Source organism: Paenibacillus sp. S28 (genome assembly GCF_016624415.1).
In the GTDB taxonomy this organism is placed as follows: domain Bacteria; phylum Bacillota; class Bacilli; order Paenibacillales; family Paenibacillaceae; genus Paenibacillus_AQ; species Paenibacillus_AQ favisporus.
Window position 1 is genome coordinate 305,460 of the sequence record NZ_JACVTM010000004.1, and the last position, 16,757, is coordinate 322,216.

The window sequence follows — 16,757 nt, forward strand, 5'->3', positions numbered from 1 at the left end:
CGGGATGCTGCATAAGCCCGTGCTGAATACATGGCAAGCAAGGTGGCTGAACCGGTGCCGGGACGCGCTGCGGAATCCGCTATATCTGATCGGGGCGGCGGCCCTTCTGTTTCTGGCGTACACCATCGTCTGGCCGGTCCTTAACCTGATCTGGTCGACGTTCGTATGGAAAACCCAGGACGCCCGGCTTACGCCAGCGGCGGACCCGGGGCACCTGACGCTGTACCACTGGAGCCGCGTGCTGGCAAGCGATATGAGCTGGTCCCTCTTCTACAAGCCGGTGCTGAACGCACTGGCGGTGGGCGTGACCGTCTCGGCGCTGTCTATGGTGTTCGGCTGCGGGCTGGCCTGGCTTGTGACGCGGACGGACGTTCCGCTCAAGAAGACGATTACGTTTCTGGCGATCATCCCGTATCTGCTGCCGTCATGGATGCTGTCCCAGGCGTGGCTGACCTTTTTCAAAAACAGCAAAATCGGCGGCACGCCCGGCATTCTGCAGTCGGTGCTGCATGTGACGCCGCCGGACTGGCTGGCGTACGGCTTCGTGCCGATCGTGCTGACCCTGTCGATCCACGACAGCGTGTATTTCTTCCTGCTCGTGGGCGCTGCGCTCAGCTCGATGAACAGCCAGCTGGAAGAGGCGGCCGAAATGGCCGGCGCGGGGCGGATGCAAGTGCTGCGCCGGATCGTGTTTCCGCTGATGCTGCCGTCGGTGCTGTCGGGATTCATTCTGATTTTTACGAAAGCGGTCAGTTCCTACGGCGTGCCCGCGCTGCTCGGCACCCCGGTAAACTTCTACATGATTTCGACGATGCTGTACTCCAGCATGCGGTCGCGGCTGACGACCGAGGCGAACGTGCTGTCACTGACGCTGATGCTGATCACGATGCTGGCGATCTATTTCAACCAGCGCCTGCTTGGCGGCCGGCGCAGCTATGTGACGGTGACGGGCAAGGGCAGCGCGGTGACGCATGTGCCGCTTGGCAAATGGCGGCTTCCGGCGGCTGTGGGGACGGCGGCCGGCATGGCGTTGATTGCAGTCGTACCCTTTATCGTGCTGCTGCTGCAGACGTTCCTGCTGAAGGACGGATCGCTCAGCCCGGACAACTTCACGCTTCATTACTGGACGGGAGGATCGGATCCGGGCATTAACACCGGGGAGAAGGGCGTGCTGCAGAATCCGATTTTCCTGCTCGCGCTGAAAAATTCGCTGATCATCGCCGGCATCGCCTCGGTCGCGGCCGCAGTTATCGGACTTCTGTTTGGTTATGCGGTGGCCCGTGGCAAAAACACGGCCATGGGCAGGCTCGTCGATCAGCTGTCGTTTTTCCCGTATTTTATCCCGGGCATCTCGCTCGCGGCAATTTATATTACAATGTTTGCAAAGCCGGTGCTGTTCATTCCGGCGCTGTACGGCACCATTATGATCATTATTCTGATCACGGTGGTCAAAGAGCTGCCCTTTACCGTCAAGGCGGGCGGCGCCGCCATGATGCAGATCGGTCCGGAACTCGAGGAAGCGGCCGTGCTCGGCGGCGCCTCCTGGTTCACGCGCTTCCGGCGCCTGCTGCTGCCGCTCAACCGCAAGAGCCTGCTGTCCGCCTTTATCCTCGTGTTCATCGGGGCGATGAAGGAGATGGAGCTGATCATCATGCTCGTAACGCCAAGGACGGAGACGCTGACGACGCTCACCTTTTATTATGTGGAAAAAGGGTATGACCAGCTTACCAACGTCGTGGTGATGATCATTATCGCGATCGTCGTGGCGGTCTACGCCCTTGCGGTAAAGTTTGGAAAGGCCGATTTGACCAAAGGATTGGGAGGGCAATGAATGAACGCGATTGAACTGCGGCAGATTCATGTGCATGTGCAGCAGAAGCATATTTTGAAGGGCATCGACCTGACCGTCGAAGAGGGAGATTTCGTGACGCTGCTCGGCCCGTCGGGCTGCGGCAAGACGACCCTGCTCCGCGCGATCGCCGGCCTGCAGAAGCTGAACGAAGGAACCGTCGTCATCTCCGGGAACAAGGTGGCCGACGGCAGCCTGGCGTACCATCTGGATCCCGCCAAGCGGGGCGTGAGCCTGGTGTTTCAGAGCTATGCGCTGTGGCCGCATATGACCGTCTTTGACAACGTGGCCTTTGGCCTGCAGGTGCGCAAACAGCCGAAGGCCGAAATCCGCAAGAGCGTCATGGCGGCGCTGGACAAAATGCGCATCCCGGAGCTGGCGGACCGCTATCCCGGCGAGCTGTCCGGCGGGCAGCAGCAGCGGGTGGCGATCGCCCGGGCGATCGTGACGTCCCCGTCGATCCTGCTGCTCGACGAGCCGCTCTCGAACCTGGACGCCAAGCTGCGGACGGAGATGCGCGCCGAGCTGAAGCGGCTGCACCGCGAGCTGGGCACGACGATCGTCTACGTGACGCATGACCAGCACGAGGCGATCACGCTGTCGACGAAGGTCGCGGTGTTTTTCGGCGGCGAGCTGGTGCAGGCGGATACGCCGCGCGAGCTGTACCGCCATCCACGGACGCTGCAGGTGGCGGAGTTCATGGGCAGCTCGGACCATCCGCTGAACCGGGTGGAGGGCGTGTGCCGCACGAGCGGAGGCGTCAGCACCGTCAGCACGGCGCTCGGAAGCTTCCGGCTTGCGGGAATGAACAGTGGAGCGGAGGAAGCGGGAGCGGTCGTCCTGACGGTGAGGCCGGAAGACGTCGTGCTGCACGAGACCCGCACCGCCGGTTCCATCCCGGTGAAGGTGGAGGACGTGCTGCCCGCCGGCGGCGAGACGCTGGTGAGGGTCGCCTACGGCCAGGAGAATCTGGGCGTGCGCGTCATCGGCGACCCGGATTACGCCCCGGGACGCATGCTGTACGCGTCCTTCCGCGAAGAACGCATCAACTTGTACGACCGGGAGACGGGCAGACGCCTGGAGACCGGCGCGACGACCATTACACCCATATTGGAGGAAATACACCGATGAATATTGACTTTCACTTTCATGTTAAATTGTCCAAGAAGACCGATTTCTCCATGGACCACTTCAACGAGATGCTGGATGAAGCCCGCGATCAGGGGCTGCAGGCGATCACGCTGACCGAGCATTTCAATACGCGCCGCTTCGACGAGGTCTACGGGACGCTCGACAAGATGCTGCCGGGCAACAACCACTACTACGACCGCGACGGGTTTAAAATCTTTACAGGCATGGAAGTGGACGTAGCCGAGGGCGGGCATATTCTCGTCTCCGGACCCAAGGACGCCCTGCTCGAAATCCGCGCCCTGCTTGAGCCGCACACCGCAGCCGGGTCGTTCATCGGGCTTGCCGAGCTGTTCGAGCTGTGCGAGCCGCGGGGCATGATGGTGATCGGCGGCCACCCGTTCCGGGAGTCCAACCATTTGTACCATGTGGACCGCGAGCTGCTGCGCCGGTTCGACGCGTTCGACCTGAACGGCAAGGACCTGCATGAGATCGGCATTCAGGAAAATATCGCCCTGGTGCTGCCGCTTGGCGCGGAGCTGGGTGTGCCGGTCGTAGCGGGCAGCGACGCCCACCAGATGTTCCAGGTCGGCTGCGTCTACAACGTCCTGCCGGGCGATTATGAGACCGTCGCCGAGCTGAAGGCGGCTATTCGGGCGGAGGCTTGCAAACGGGTCATCTCTCCGAGCTTGCACTTGCAGGTGCGCGCGGCGGGCGCAGTGAAAAAGCTGCTGAAAAAGAGGGTTGAAGTGGAAACCGTGTAACGTTAACACTTCATTCCCTGCATCGTTAAGGCCGTTGATCATTCATCCCGCTATAGAGAGGTGGCAAGAACTATGAATCTGGCGCTGGAAGGCCATAAGCTGTCCCGCGGACACCAGCGGATCGCGGATTATATCAGCAAGCATATGGAAGACATCCCGTTTATGGTGGAGGAAGACATCGCCGCTGCCTGCCAGGTCAGCACGTCAACGGTGTCGCGGTTCTGGTCCGAGGTGGGATGCCGAAACCTGAAGGAATTCAAGCAGAAGGTGAAGGACGAAATGCTGCTGTCCCCTTCGCAGAAGCTGCAGTCGGCGTTTTCGAAAATGAACGAAAACGACGCGGCGCAAAGCCTGCTCGTCGGCGCGGATTATTTGCAGCAGACGGCCGATCGGCTCAGCCAGGAAGCGTTCGACCGGGCAGCGTCGCTGCTGCGCGAAGCGGGGACCGTGTACATCTACGGCCCCGGCTCCGCGGAGAGCCTGGCCGCGCTGACCGATTTCCGGCTGACGCGGTTCGGCATGCGGGTCAAGCGGCTCGACCGGGGCGGGCACGAGCTGTTTAACCTGCTGGTGCATGTGCAGCCGCAGGACGTGATCGTCATTTTCGGCTTCGTGTCCGAGTCGCCGGAGCTGTCGGTGCTGCTGGACCACGCCAAGGTGAAGGGCTACCGCACGCTGCTCGTCACCGATCTAGCGGTCAGCGGCATGCTGGAGAAGGCTGACGTGACCCTGTACACCGCACGCGGCCAGCTGTGGGAGTTCCACTCCATGGTGGCGCCGGTGGCCTTGCTCGAAACGTTGATCGTGGCGGTCGGCAAGCAGATGGAGGAGCAGGCGGTTGCGGGAAGCGAGGAGCTGCACGAGCTGCGGCGCAGATATCAGAAAGTGCTGCCAAAGCGGGTTTAGAGCCGCTTGGCAGCTTTTTTTGTGTGGTAAAGAGTTAGGGGTGTTAAGGATATGATCCGTGGTGTAAAGAGCCGACGGTACGGATCCGGTCGCCTTAAGTTTAACTGGTTTACTGAAAAACCGTTAACTTAGTTCTTTTCATATAAGCTAATGCACGGAATGAAAGGAGTTCAATATGATATAATAGGAGTATTAAGCGTTTGGAGCGGAGGACAACATGAAAAAGATAGAGAACAAAAATTTGTTCCTGGATAAAATCAAGCCTGTGTTGAGAAAAAGCAAGTTCAGCACCATCAATATGGACGACATGGCCCGCCACATGGATATCAGCAAAGTGACGCTGTACAAATATTTTTCATCCAAAGACGAAATCATTGAAATGTTTGTGGATCACTGCATCGCCTTTCTGCAAAATGCCGACGTCCAATTGCAGGACGAGGAGCTCTCATGGGGCAAGAGGTTCCACATGTTATACATCCAATCTTTGCAATGCGTGCTGTACATGCCCGATATTTTGCTGGAGGACCTCAAGTCGGTATACCCGGTTCTATACGACAGGCTGGTTACAGCGGAACAGAAGCGGCACCGGAATTTGCGCCGGTTTTATGAGGCAGGCGTGGAGAAAAATGTTTTTCATCCGGTTAACTCCACCTTGTCTGTTGTACAAGACGATCTCATGCTCCGCCAGTTGGTAGAGCCTTCGTTCGCTGTGAGGCATGACTTCTCGTTGAAGCAGGCGCTGTTTGAATTTTATAAGATGAAAAAATACCAGCTGTTCGTCCCGGACATGCTCGATTCCGTGGATGATGCCGAGATGGAAGAGCTGCTGCTGCAGACGATCCAAAAAATATCGTATTAAAAGGTCGTATAGAGCAAGACGAAAAATCCGTACGCCCCTTTGGTAAACTGTCCCCTATGTAATGAACTGCTATGAACTTACAAGTAATCCTTTAGCTCATATTCTCTTTCGAAGGAAGTCAATGGCGAGATAGGTGTCGCCATTTGGCTTCCTTTATGTTTTTCTTTGGTTGCATAGAGCCGGAAAGGCATTCGAAGATGTCAGGGTTGTCTGCATGTATTGCCCCTTGTCCGAATACGCTAATAAAAGAGAGATCAGGACAAACAGTGGGTGGGATGTGACCAATGGGATTAAACAAGCAAAGCTTTATCCGTGGAACGTTCGTTTTGACCCTGTCGTCTTTTTTTACCAAAGGGCTTGGGTTTGTGAACGGCATTGTGCTGGCGCGTTTTCTGGGAGCGGAAGGGGTAGGGCTCTTGATGATCGCCCATCCGCTGCTTCCGCTGTTTATTACGATGACCGAGCTCGGGCTGCCTGTTGCGATTTCGAAGCTGGTGTCCGAGGCGGAAGTCAAAGGGGACGAGTCGAGGATTAAACGGATTCTCGCCGTCTCGCTGTCGGTAACGGGGACGCTCAGCGTCGTGCTGACCCTGGCCGCGTTGTTCGGCTCCAAGTGGATCGCTTCGATCGTGCTGGCCGACCAGCGGGCGTATTATGCGATGGTGGCGATTACGCCGATCATTCCGATTATCGCCATGTCTGCCGTGCTGAAGGGGTATTTCCGCGGCCGGCAGAACATGAACCCGCTCGCCTTATCCGACATTCTGGAGAATGTGGCGCAGATCATCGTCATCATCGGCGTCGTCAACATGCTGCTGCCTTATGGCATCGCCTACGCGGCGGCGGGAGCCATGGGGGCTTCGGTGATCGGCGAAGGCGTCGGCCTGCTGTATTTGTTCTCCGTGTTCAAGTGGGCGAACCGGGGAAAAGCGAAGGAGCAGCGGCGGTTTGTTCCGAGCGTGCGGCTCAAGGGGGACCGCACGCTGCGGGACCTGCTGCGCATCGGCCTGCCGATGACCGGCAGCGGCTTCATCCATTCGATCTATCATGCATTTCTGCCGCTCGTCATTACGAAGAGCCTCGTCCTTGCCGGTGTTGGCGTGGAGATGGCCACGAAGCAGTTCGGCATGCTCGCAGGGTACGCGATCCCGCTGCTGTTCCTCCCCGGCTTCTTCACCCAGTCGCTGTCGACGGCGCTGATCCCGGCGATCAGCGAAGCCAGCGCGGAGGGCGACACCCGGCTCATGCACAGCCGCATGGACATGGCGATGCGCACGGGGCTGCTGGTCGGCGTGCCCTGCACCGTCATTCTGTATATGTGGGCGGTGCCGCTGACGACGGTCGTGTACCATTCGCCGGAAGCGGGCGTGCTGCTGCAGCTGCTGGCACCGCTGTTTTTCCTCCATTATTTTGAGGCGCCGCTGAAGGCGATTTTGCTTGGACTGGGCAAAGCATCCACCGTCATGTGGAACCATATCATGACCAACATTTTTGAGATCAGCCTGATCTTCGTGCTCGGTTCGAACCTGGGAATCCGCGGCGTGGCGCTCGGGTTCGGGCTCGGCATCCTGATGCTGACCGTGCTCAACTTCTATGCGGTGGCGGGGTCGATCGGCTTTTATTTTGACTTCCGCATGGTGATCAAAGCGGGCATCGGGGGGATCGTCATGACGGTGACGGGGCTGGCCGCGCATCGTTTCCTGGAGCAGCATGTTCAGCTGGGAGCGACGGCTGCGCTGCTTGGGGCCATTCTTGTATCGCTGCTCGTGTATGCCATCACCCTGCAGGCGACCCGGGCTTTGCGCAGCCGGCCGAAGGCGCCGACGATTCCGGTGTCCTGAGAGAGGTTGAGTTCATCCTTACTGCAGAAGAGTGGGTCGTATACTCTCATATGCATCTTTCCATAGGATCAAATGATGCGATTTTCTCGTGCTCATTGGACCGGTTGGAGGGTGCATTTTTTAATGTGATATATTGGAATATATAGGGATAGATGCCGTCTGTGAATTGGAGTTGATTACAATGAGGTTTCAAAAGGGGCTTCATGTCATGGCTATTCTAGCGGTCATTGCTGCTTCTGGATGTGTTCAAGAACCGAAACGTGTGGATGTCAGCCGGGAAGTGGTGACTCACCGTGCAGAAAACACTGGGGAAGCCAATGAATCGAACACTTCTCCCGCTACTTCCCATGCCAAAACAGGCAGCAAAACGCTTCTTTATCAAAAAGACTTCCGTCAGGATAAACCAAGTCTGGAGAATTTCCAAGAGGGCGTTTTCTTTGAATTATCGGATCACGTGGAGGACTTTTTAACGCAGGATATAGCCGAGAAGGTCCAAAATAATATGGAAGCTATTGTTGATCATGATGCAGCGAAATTCAAACAAAATATGCTTAGTGAGAATGACATCAAGGCGAATATGGATTGGTTCGATTATATGAATGGAGATGGAGTGAAGTTTGAGTTCTTCGAAGTTAATGAAATTTCTTATGAGGAAGACTCGAAACGTATTCAAGTGGTCGTTACTTTTTATCGAAATATAAACCATAAAGAGATAGAGCAAGGCGTCATGACCTATTCTTTATTGAAGGACAAAGCGAGCGGGGCTTGGCTCATTGCGCTGATGGATTGAAATTTCGGCTTAGCGGGATCATTGACGGGGAGAAGCGGACTTCATAGAATGATAAGGAGAAAGAAGCGTCAAGGGAAAGAGGATGCTAACTTTGGGAAACCGTGTTAAGAGTTTTGTAGTCAGTATGGAGCGCTTTAAACCTCACACCTTTCAGGCAAGTCAAGGTGAGGGCCTCTTTATGTCGCATTCCCATGAATATGATGAGTTAACGCTTATTTTGGAAGGGGATGGATACTATAGCTCTTCCGAGCAGAATATCAAGGTTGCTGCCGGCGACCTGATCCTGATTCCTTCCGGGCTTCATCATGGCTTCGTGTGTACAAAACCTTGGAAGGGTGTTTCCGTTCATTTTCTCCATGATCAGCTTCCGGTCCACTGCCAGTATCTCTTTCATGAAGCGGAGAGTGAGTCGCAGCGCATCCGGAGCAGCCATCTTGACGCTGACGATACGCGCTGGGTGGAAATCAGTTTAATTCAGTTGGAGAAAGAATGGAATTCCGAAAGGAAAACGATCGACTCCTACAACATGATGAGGATCGCTTTTGAGACAGCACTGCTGGTATTCCAGCGTAACATAGAATCGGCGGTGCCTGGAGCAGATATCCGTCACGGGGTCATAGAAGAAGTGCTAAAAGAAATTCACAGCAGCTATCATACCCGCATTACCGTCAATGAACTGGCAGCGCGTCATTTTTTGTCCGAAAGCAACCTTCGGAAGAAATTTACGGAGTCGGTGGGCGTCTCGCCCAAGCAATATATCATCAGCCTTCGTTTGATGGAGGCCAAACGGCTGTTACAGCAAACGAGCAAGGCGATCGATTTGATTGCCTCGGAGGTCGGTTTTACCTCATCCAGCCGGTTTTATGAGTTCTTTATCCAATCGACTGGAGTCACTCCACTAGAATGGCGTAAACAAAATCAATGAATTGAAGGATGATGAGGACCGTTCGGCAGGACGGTTCTCTTTTTCGTCGGTCGAAAACGATTCGGTAATTCCTTTTTATGCGCAAAAAGTAAATCGCTTTCAACATTGTTTACGATAGGATCGCACGGGATAATTAGAGGGATGACTGCTTTGTTCAGGAAAAAGGAGTGAGAAGATGTCCACCAAAACGAAGACGTTTTGCAATCCCATCGTAGCCAACGCTGCCGATCCTTGGGTGCTTAAGCACACGGATGGCAGCTACTACTTTATGACAACAAGGTCGGGCTGCTTGGAGCTTACCCAATCTTCCAGCTTGACGGGATTGGTCTGGGGGCGCAAGAAGACCATCTGGACGCCCGAACCGGGAGGTCCCTACAGCTGCAATTTGTGGGCGCCGGAAATACATTATTTGGATCACAAATGGTACATCTACTATACAGCGAACGATGGGGGAGGCGATGAATCCCGCCGGATATGCGTACTGGAGAACGAAAATGCTGATCCGCTGGAAGGCGAGTGGAGCTGGAGAGGGGCGCTGGAGACGCCTGTCCCGGGATTGGACGGCACCGTGATGTCCTTGCGGAACGAGCTCTATTTTCTGTATGCCGGTTACGGAAACTTCCCCGATTATGGATCTGCGATATACATTGCCCAAATGGCCAATCCTTGGACATTGACAGGGGAACATCACTTGCTCACTGCCCCGACACTCCCGTGGGAAAAGCAAGGCGGAATGGCGATTAATGAAGGTCCCGTCACGCTGCATCGCAACGGCCGGATTTTTCTGGTGTATTCGGCAAGCACCACATGGTCTGAGGATTATGCCTTAGGTATGCTCACGATGAATGAAGATGCCGATCCGCTGGATCCGTCTTCCTGGCAAAAATCGATGCAGCCTGTATTTCGCAAAAGTGTAGAAAACGGAGTATATGCAACAGGCCATAACAGCTTTACGAAGTCTCCGGATGATCAGGAGGACTGGATCGTCTTTCATGCCCTTCCTTCGCCCGGCTCCGATACGAGCCTCCGCTCGACGCGCATACAGAAGTTCGGCTGGAATCCGGATGGTACGCCCGATTTCGGCGTTCCCTGGAGCGATACGCATTATCTACCTGTGCCTTCTGGAGAGGAATGATCGAAGGAAGGCTAAGCGTGTGAAAAGAGTAACGAAAAAGGCTCAGACTAAGCGGCATGTTCTTGCAAACATAACCGTTTGGCCTGAGCCTTTGGCTTAGTAGCGGATTCGGACTTGAATGTCCTGCCCGTAATTGCCGAAGTGCCTGCCGAACAAGCTGACGCCGCCGGCGTTCCGTGCATCCTCCGGCGACAGAATCCGGAATCGGATTTCTTCTTTGGGCAGGATCGGAATATCCTGTATCGATACATCCGACATCCGCACGCCGTCCATATACGTGCCGGAAGAGGTCACCAGCAGCGTTTTCAGCAGGCCGTGCTGGGAGCTTCCGGGATCCCACCACGAAGGGTTCAGCTTTCCGCGTACGCTGCCGAAGTCGCCCGGAGAGGTCCAGACGCACACGGGAACGTCATTGAGCAGAAACGTAATGTCCGACGGCCAATCTTCGGCGTAGCCGGGCGCCTCCGATCCGATCTCCAGGGAGATGCGAAGCTCGCTGATGCTGTTTTTGCCGGAGACGTAGTTCGGAATGCGGTATTCGACATAGCCGGCGGCAAACCAAATATGCTGGGCTTTGACATGCTCCGGCTCGGCGAAATACCGCGGGTCGTCGCGCATGCCGATCAGCTTGGTTTCGGAAGCCAGTCCGCAGGTGGGCTTGACTTGGCAGCTGGAGTACTGGCCGACGGGAATGTCGACGTCATAGCCGTCTTGTTGTGGCTCGGGCGGCAGAACATCGTCCGTTTTGAACACCAGCGATGCCTGTTCCAGACGAAGAGAGCACTGCTTCTGCATACCGCGCTTGCCCGCAGTCACCTCCGTACGGAGAATGCCCGCTTCTTCCAGCTGCTGAACATGCTTGGTCACGATGGCGGAGGAGAGATTCAGCCTTTGCGCCATTTCCCGAATATTGAGATTTTCTTTGCTGAGCATTTCGACCATCCGAATGCGCGTATCCGACGCCAGCGCAACGAATAACGGCAGATTTTCGTGGCTTACCTTGATTTCCATAGATGCCTCCGATTCGGTCTGATAGGTGTTGTCTATCCATTGTATAACCAAATGGTTAACTAAACAAGAAAATCATTGACTAAATATCACGGTTATTTTACTATCTATGTGAGTATTTTAGGATTAATAATTAACTAATTAGTTAACTAAAAATCAACCCGAAAAGGAGCTATTCTATGGAATCGAACCTCAGCATCCCCCGTCCCGAATACCCGCGTCCGCAATGGGTGCGGGACCGCTGGCTGAATTTGAACGGCCCTTGGCAGTTCGAAATCGATCAAGGCAAGAGCGGGAAGGAACGCGGCTACCACCAGCCGGAGCATGCGCTCAAAGGAACGATCACCGTTCCGTTTTGTCCGGAAAGCAAGCTGTCCGGCGTAGAATATAAGGACTTCATGGCCGCCGTGTGGTATAAGCGGGAATTCACCTTGCCGGAGGATTGGAACAGCGGCAGAATCCTGCTTCATTTCGGCGCGGTCGACTACGAAACCGAGGTGTGGGTGAACGGAACCTCCGTCGGCACGCATCGCGGCGGGTACTCCTCGTTCAGCTTCGATATTACCCCGCATGTCAAGGAAGGCGCCAACGTGGTGACCGTCTATGCGGAGGATGACGTTCGCTCGGGTAGCCAGCCGCGCGGCAAGCAAAGTGAACGCTTCCACTCGCATGGCTGCGACTACACACGCACGACGGGCATTTGGCAGACCGTATGGCTGGAGCAGGTCCCTGAAACGTATCTAGCGGACATGAAGGTGGTGGCCGATCCGGCGAATGCATGCGTGCACCTGGAAGTGAAGGTCAGCGGAAATACCGCCGGAGCGCAGCTGAAGGCGTCCGCCTTCTATGAAGGAAAGGAAGTCGGCGAGGCTACGGCTGTGGTGCAAGGGCCATGCGTCAAGGTGACCGTGCCTGTATCGGAAGTCCATTTGTGGGAGGCGGGCCACGGCCGGCTGTATGACCTGAAGCTGTCGCTTGAACGGCCGGGCCTGACGGACGCCGATGCGGTTGATTCGTATTTCGGCCTGCGGACGGTGCGGCTGGACGGCCTGGCGTTCCGGATCAACGAAAAGTCGGTGTTCCAGCGGCTCGTGCTGGATCAAGGCTTTTACCCGGACGGCATCTACACCGCACCTACGGACGAGGATCTGCGGAAGGATATTGAGATTTCGCTGGGGCTCGGATTCAACGGGGCCAGACTTCATGAGAAAATGTTCGAACCGCGCTTCTTGTATTGGGCCGATCGGCTGGGATACCTCGTCTGGGGAGAGCATGCCAACTGGGGGCTGGATATTACTACTCCCGCAAGCTTGTCGCGGTTTTTGCCAGAATGGCTGGAAGGTGTGGAGCGGGATTACAATCATCCGGCGATCATCGGCTGGTGCCCGTTCAATGAGACGTGGGACCGGGACGGCGCCAAGCAGGATAACGAAGTGCTGCGCATCGTGTACGAGACGACGAAACGGCTGGATCCGACGCGCCCGGTGATCGATACGAGCGGCAACTTCCACGTCGTGACGGATATTTTCGACCTGCACGATTATGATCAAAATCCGGAGACGTTCCGGGCCAGATACGAGCCGATGAAAACGGGCGGCGAGGTGTATAACACGTTTCCGAACCGGCAGACGTACGGCGGGCAGCCTTATTTTATCAGCGAATACGGCGGCATCTGGTGGAACCCCGACCAGAAGGACGACAAGGCTTGGGGCTACGGCGACCGGCCGACATCCGAGGAGGCGTTTCTTAAGCGGTACGAAGCGCTGACGAGCGCTCTGCTGGAGCACCCGATGATGTTCGGATTTTGTTATACCCAGCTGTATGACGTGGAACAGGAAGTAAACGGGCTGTACACCTACGACAGACGCCAGAAGTTTGATCCGGAAGTGATTCGCCGCATCAATTCCCGCAAAGCGGCCATTGAAGATTAAGGCTTGAGTGAAGGTTACGGTACGAGCTTATATTCCCGAAGAGGAGGATGCCTGTACATGAAGGCTATAGTGCGTAATCCGCTGCTGCTTGCGTTATGCATGCTGCTGCTCGTCCCCATGGGGCAGGTCACGGACGCGGCTTCCAGCCGGAACAATGTTTATAACGTCGTCATGCAGGATGGAGCGGACCCCTGGGTTTACAAACATACGGACGGTTATTACTATTTCACGAAAACGACGGGCGGCAACGTAACGATCTGGAAATCGGCCGAGCTGACGACGATCGACGCGGCCCCGACCCGAGTTGTCGAGACAGGCTGCTGCAATATATGGGCCCCCGAGCTCCATTATATTGACGGGGCCTGGTACATCTATTACGCCAAGGATGACGGCGACAACGCGAATCACCGCATGTACGTGATGGAAAATACGTCCGCGGACCCGACGCAGGGAACCTGGCAGGACAAGGGGCAGATCACCGACCCGACGAATAAATGGGCTATCGACGGTACCGTGCTGCAGACTGGCGGACAGCTCTACTTTATTTGGTCGGGCTGGGAGGGGGATGTCAACGTAAGTCAGAACCTGTACATCGCCCATATGAGCAATCCTTGGACGATTGACTCGAGCCGCGTTGAAATTTCCAGGCCGACCTATCCGTGGGAGACCAACCACTCGCCTTATGTTAACGAGGGCCCGCAGGTTGTTGTGCGGGACGGCGTCATCAGCCTGGTGTACTCGGCGAGCGGAAGCTGGACGAACGATTACTGCCTTGGGCTCATCACAGCCAGCGTTTCCAGCGATTTGCTGAATCCGGCCTCTTGGACGAAACGCAGCCAGCCGATCTTTGCGTCCGGAAACGGGCTATATGGCCCGGGACATCATTCGTTTACCCAATCGCCCGACGGAACCGAAGACTGGATCGTGTACCATACGGCCAAATTCGACGGTGCCGGATGGAACCGGGAGATCCGTATGCAAAAATTCACGTGGAATGCCGACCATACGCCCAATTTGGGCGTACCGGCCGATCCCAATGTTCCGATTCCGCTGCCTTCCGGTGAAACGCCGCATATCCGCATCGAAGGGGAAAAAGGGACGTTCGGCGGAGCAGCGTACGCTTCGCAAAGTCCAAACGGGTCGGGCGGCATGAAGGCCGGACATATTGATACGCCGGACAGCTACGTGGACTATGCCGTGAAGGTGCCGAAAGCCGGCGAATATATATTGCTGGCACGAACCGCGAACGGAACGGCCGGTGGGGACTGGTCCCATCTTCAGCTGGCCGTCAATTCGGGCATGCCGAGCCCCTTTTACATCACGAATAAAGGCTGGGAGAACTGGGGATTGTCCACGGCGCGCATTCAGCTCCATGCAGGCACCAACACGATCCGTTTCACCAAGGGCGCAGGCTACGGGGAGATCGACTTTTTTGACATCAAGCGGGCCAAATAGATTTAATGAATAATCTGCACGTAATCATAGGCTAAATTTAATCCGAACGTTAACATTGAAAAGGACCCATATCGGTGGCCGGCTCATTCCTGAGCCGGCCTTTGGTTTTTGGGGCAGCTGTGCGCGGTCTGTCTTCTAGTAATGTACGTCGATGCATGTTTTTCCTGCTTTCGACCGTCGAATCCGGTTTATCTTATGTTTATTTGTCCGGCAGAAATATGCCGCTTTCCGGAACTTTACATGCCTTTCCTGGCCTATAATGGTTTTTGCGTGATCGCGATCAACAAAACCACTATACATACCGGAGGTGCCAGAACAATGTATGCTGTCAGAAGAATCGGTTTTAAATGCACATCGCTCCTTCTTCTCTTTATGCTGACATGGACTTCTCTGTGGGCTTACCCAACGTCAGCTGCGTCAACGATGAACTATTCAAACCCGATCAATACGGCGGGAGCAGATCCGTACGTGATGCTGCATTCGGATGGGTACTATTACTTTACACGCACGTTAGGCAACAGGCTGGACATTTGGAAATCCAGATCACTGACCGCGATCGATCTGGGAGAACGAAAGACGGTATGGACGCCCCCTTCCGGTTTGAAGGATATTTGGGCGCCTGAGATCCACAATATCGACGGCAAATGGTATATCTACTATACGGCGAATACCGGCTGCGGCGATGACTGCCGGGGCGTATACGTCCTGGAGAACGATTCCCCGGATCCTTTACAGGGCAGCTGGACGGACAAAGGCAAGCTGAATACACAATATGCGGGACTTGACGGCACCGTATTCGACCATAATGGCCGGCTGTACTTTTTGTATGCGGCATATGGGGATTGGTCGGGCAGCCACGGCAGCGCGATCGCCATCGCACCTATGTCGAATCCGTGGACGCTGGACGGAGACAGCAGTATTCTGACCAAGCCCGAATACGATTGGGAAATGAAAGGCATGCCTGTTAATGAAGGCGCTGTCATCTTGAAAAACCAGGGTAAAATATACCTTGTCTTTTCTGCAAGCGCTTGCTGGGAGGATGACTACTCGCTTGGTATCCTGAGCGCGGATGCTGCAAGCGACTTGTTGAATCCCGCGTCATGGACGAAGAGCGATCAGCCGGTTTTCGCCAAGTCTGCGGCCAATGGCGTCTACGCTCCGGGACATAACTCCTTTGTCCCTTCCAAGGACGGAACGCAAGATTTGATCGTGTACCACGGCAACAGCGGACCCGGCCAAGGCTGCGGCGCCCGGCCGACCAGGGTACAGCCTTTTACCTGGAATAACGACGGTTCCCCGAATTTCGGAGTTCCGACCAACGGTCCGCTTGCGGTTCCGTCCGGCGATTATCGGATTGAAGCGGAGCATGGAACACCGGCCAAAGCATTAATCAAGGAGGAGGCAGGCGCATCCGGCGGCAAAGTCGTGCTGCTCAATAACACGAACAGCTCCTTATCGATCAAGGATGTCATTGTGCCCGAAGAAGGAAGCTATACCTTAAACATTAGGTATTCAAACACCGCAGGTCCCGATGCCTCGGAACAGGTGTCGGTGAACGGTCATCCGGCCGTGACGGTGGCATTGCCTCACACGGGAAGCAAACAATATGCAACGGCTTCGATCCAAGTCGAGTTGAAGAAAGGCTACGACAACGTCATCGAATTTGCGAAAAGCAAACATGCCATTGACATCGACTATATTGAACTTGCTGGCAGCAACACATTCTCGATTAAGCCTGGGGCCGAGTATAAACTGATTAACCCGAATGGCGGCAAAGCTCTCAGTGTGGCCGACCCAAATGCAGCGGGCGAGACATGGACCCAAATGAAGGATGATTCCGACGGAGGGGCGGCGCAGCGTTGGAAGGTTACCCTAAATGAGGATGGAACCTATTCATTCGTGAATCCAGAGTCCGGCAAAGCCTTGACGGTGATCGATCCTGCGGCCGCTTGGGGGAGAGCGGGCTTAGCCGAGTATCAAGGCTTGGATACGCAAAAGTGGAAACTCGTGGATACCGGCAACGGTTACTGCAAATGGTTTAATGTGCAGACGGGAAAAGCGCTTGACGTCAACGGGGCAAGCATTAATAGCGGTACGGATGTAGGAACTTGGCAGGACATTCCCGGCGGAACCGCGCAGTTTTGGCTGCTGTACCGTTTGGATTGA

Annotated in this window: 13 protein-coding genes; 12 read left to right on the forward strand and 1 reads right to left on the reverse strand. The window is 55.4% G+C overall.

Annotated elements, in window-relative coordinates:
• The first annotated feature begins 4 nt into the window (after window positions 1-4).
• The 9 genes from IAE55_RS12845 (at window position 5) to IAE55_RS12885 (ending at window position 10,197) form a co-directional block, all read left to right on the forward strand.
• Window positions 5-1,831 carry an ABC transporter permease gene (locus tag IAE55_RS12845; protein ID WP_200632682.1) on the forward strand — a complete coding sequence of 609 codons (1,827 nt, stop codon included), beginning with the start codon at window positions 5-7 and terminating at the stop codon, window positions 1,829-1,831.
• Window positions 1,832-2,980 carry an ABC transporter ATP-binding protein gene (locus tag IAE55_RS12850; protein ID WP_200632684.1) on the forward strand — a complete coding sequence of 383 codons (1,149 nt, stop codon included), beginning with the start codon at window positions 1,832-1,834 and terminating at the stop codon, window positions 2,978-2,980. It begins immediately after the preceding gene.
• Complete coding sequence (locus tag IAE55_RS12855; RefSeq protein ID WP_105444306.1) at window positions 2,977-3,741, forward strand: PHP-associated domain-containing protein; 765 nt, start codon at window positions 2,977-2,979, stop codon at window positions 3,739-3,741. The genes IAE55_RS12850 and IAE55_RS12855 overlap by 4 nt, the downstream gene beginning before the upstream one ends.
• A gap of 72 nt (window positions 3,742-3,813) precedes the next feature.
• A complete protein-coding gene (locus IAE55_RS12860; protein WP_105444241.1) occupies window positions 3,814-4,647 on the forward strand; it encodes a MurR/RpiR family transcriptional regulator in 834 nt (277 codons plus the stop codon).
• A gap of 217 nt (window positions 4,648-4,864) precedes the next feature.
• The gene (locus tag IAE55_RS12865) at window positions 4,865-5,506 is read left to right on the forward strand and encodes a TetR/AcrR family transcriptional regulator (RefSeq protein ID WP_200632686.1); all 642 of its coding nucleotides are present in this window, start codon (window positions 4,865-4,867) and stop codon (window positions 5,504-5,506) included.
• 284 nt (window positions 5,507-5,790) lie between these two features.
• Window positions 5,791-7,347, forward strand: coding sequence for a stage V sporulation protein B (spoVB, locus tag IAE55_RS12870; RefSeq protein WP_200632688.1), 1,557 nt, complete (start codon window positions 5,791-5,793; stop codon window positions 7,345-7,347).
• 208 nt (window positions 7,348-7,555) lie between these two features.
• Window positions 7,556-8,137: a hypothetical protein gene (locus tag IAE55_RS12875; RefSeq protein WP_200632690.1), complete on the forward strand. Its 582-nt coding sequence runs from the start codon at window positions 7,556-7,558 to the stop codon at window positions 8,135-8,137.
• 124 nt (window positions 8,138-8,261) lie between these two features.
• Window positions 8,262-9,062, forward strand: a complete 801-nt coding sequence (locus IAE55_RS12880; protein WP_267918312.1) for a helix-turn-helix transcriptional regulator — start codon at window positions 8,262-8,264, stop codon at window positions 9,060-9,062.
• A gap of 175 nt (window positions 9,063-9,237) precedes the next feature.
• Window positions 9,238-10,197: a glycoside hydrolase family 43 protein gene (locus IAE55_RS12885; protein ID WP_200632694.1), complete on the forward strand. Its 960-nt coding sequence runs from the start codon at window positions 9,238-9,240 to the stop codon at window positions 10,195-10,197.
• A 96-nt stretch (window positions 10,198-10,293) separates the two neighbouring features.
• Here the strand turns inward: IAE55_RS12885 and IAE55_RS12890 are convergent, their stop codons facing one another.
• Window positions 10,294-11,208, reverse strand: coding sequence for an ArsR/SmtB family transcription factor (locus IAE55_RS12890; RefSeq protein WP_200632696.1), 915 nt, complete (start codon window positions 11,206-11,208; stop codon window positions 10,294-10,296).
• 176 nt (window positions 11,209-11,384) lie between these two features.
• Between IAE55_RS12890 and IAE55_RS12895 the strand changes: the two genes are divergently transcribed.
• From IAE55_RS12895 to IAE55_RS12905, 3 genes are all read left to right on the forward strand, one after another.
• Window positions 11,385-13,136, forward strand: coding sequence for a glycoside hydrolase family 2 protein (locus tag IAE55_RS12895; protein WP_200632703.1), 1,752 nt, complete (start codon window positions 11,385-11,387; stop codon window positions 13,134-13,136).
• A gap of 57 nt (window positions 13,137-13,193) precedes the next feature.
• Window positions 13,194-14,591, forward strand: a complete 1,398-nt coding sequence (locus tag IAE55_RS12900; RefSeq protein ID WP_200632705.1) for a family 43 glycosylhydrolase — start codon at window positions 13,194-13,196, stop codon at window positions 14,589-14,591.
• Window positions 14,592-15,014: 423 nt separating this feature from the next.
• Window positions 15,015-16,757, forward strand: coding sequence for a family 43 glycosylhydrolase (locus IAE55_RS12905; protein ID WP_200632706.1), 1,743 nt, complete (start codon window positions 15,015-15,017; stop codon window positions 16,755-16,757).

Excerpts from the sequence above, each read along its gene's own strand:
- IAE55_RS12900 (WP_200632705.1), top strand. The coding sequence starts at position 13,194 with ATGAAGGCTATAGTGCGTAATCCGCTGCTGCTTGCGTTATGCATGCTG.
- IAE55_RS12905 (WP_200632706.1), top strand. The coding sequence starts at position 15,015 with ATGAACTATTCAAACCCGATCAATACGGCGGGAGCAGATCCGTACGTG.
- IAE55_RS12895 (WP_200632703.1), top strand. The coding sequence starts at position 11,385 with ATGGAATCGAACCTCAGCATCCCCCGTCCCGAATACCCGCGTCCGCAA.
- spoVB (WP_200632688.1), top strand. The coding sequence starts at position 5,791 with ATGGGATTAAACAAGCAAAGCTTTATCCGTGGAACGTTCGTTTTGACC.
- IAE55_RS12860 (WP_105444241.1), top strand. The coding sequence starts at position 3,814 with ATGAATCTGGCGCTGGAAGGCCATAAGCTGTCCCGCGGACACCAGCGG.
- IAE55_RS12890 (WP_200632696.1), bottom strand. The coding sequence starts at position 11,208 with ATGGAAATCAAGGTAAGCCACGAAAATCTGCCGTTATTCGTTGCGCTG.
- IAE55_RS12865 (WP_200632686.1), top strand. The coding sequence starts at position 4,865 with ATGAAAAAGATAGAGAACAAAAATTTGTTCCTGGATAAAATCAAGCCT.
- IAE55_RS12850 (WP_200632684.1), top strand. The coding sequence starts at position 1,832 with ATGAACGCGATTGAACTGCGGCAGATTCATGTGCATGTGCAGCAGAAG.
- IAE55_RS12855 (WP_105444306.1), top strand. The coding sequence starts at position 2,977 with ATGAATATTGACTTTCACTTTCATGTTAAATTGTCCAAGAAGACCGAT.
- IAE55_RS12845 (WP_200632682.1), top strand. The coding sequence starts at position 5 with ATGCTGCATAAGCCCGTGCTGAATACATGGCAAGCAAGGTGGCTGAAC.
- IAE55_RS12880 (WP_267918312.1), top strand. The coding sequence starts at position 8,262 with ATGGAGCGCTTTAAACCTCACACCTTTCAGGCAAGTCAAGGTGAGGGC.
- IAE55_RS12885 (WP_200632694.1), top strand. The coding sequence starts at position 9,238 with ATGTCCACCAAAACGAAGACGTTTTGCAATCCCATCGTAGCCAACGCT.
- IAE55_RS12875 (WP_200632690.1), top strand. The coding sequence starts at position 7,556 with ATGGCTATTCTAGCGGTCATTGCTGCTTCTGGATGTGTTCAAGAACCG.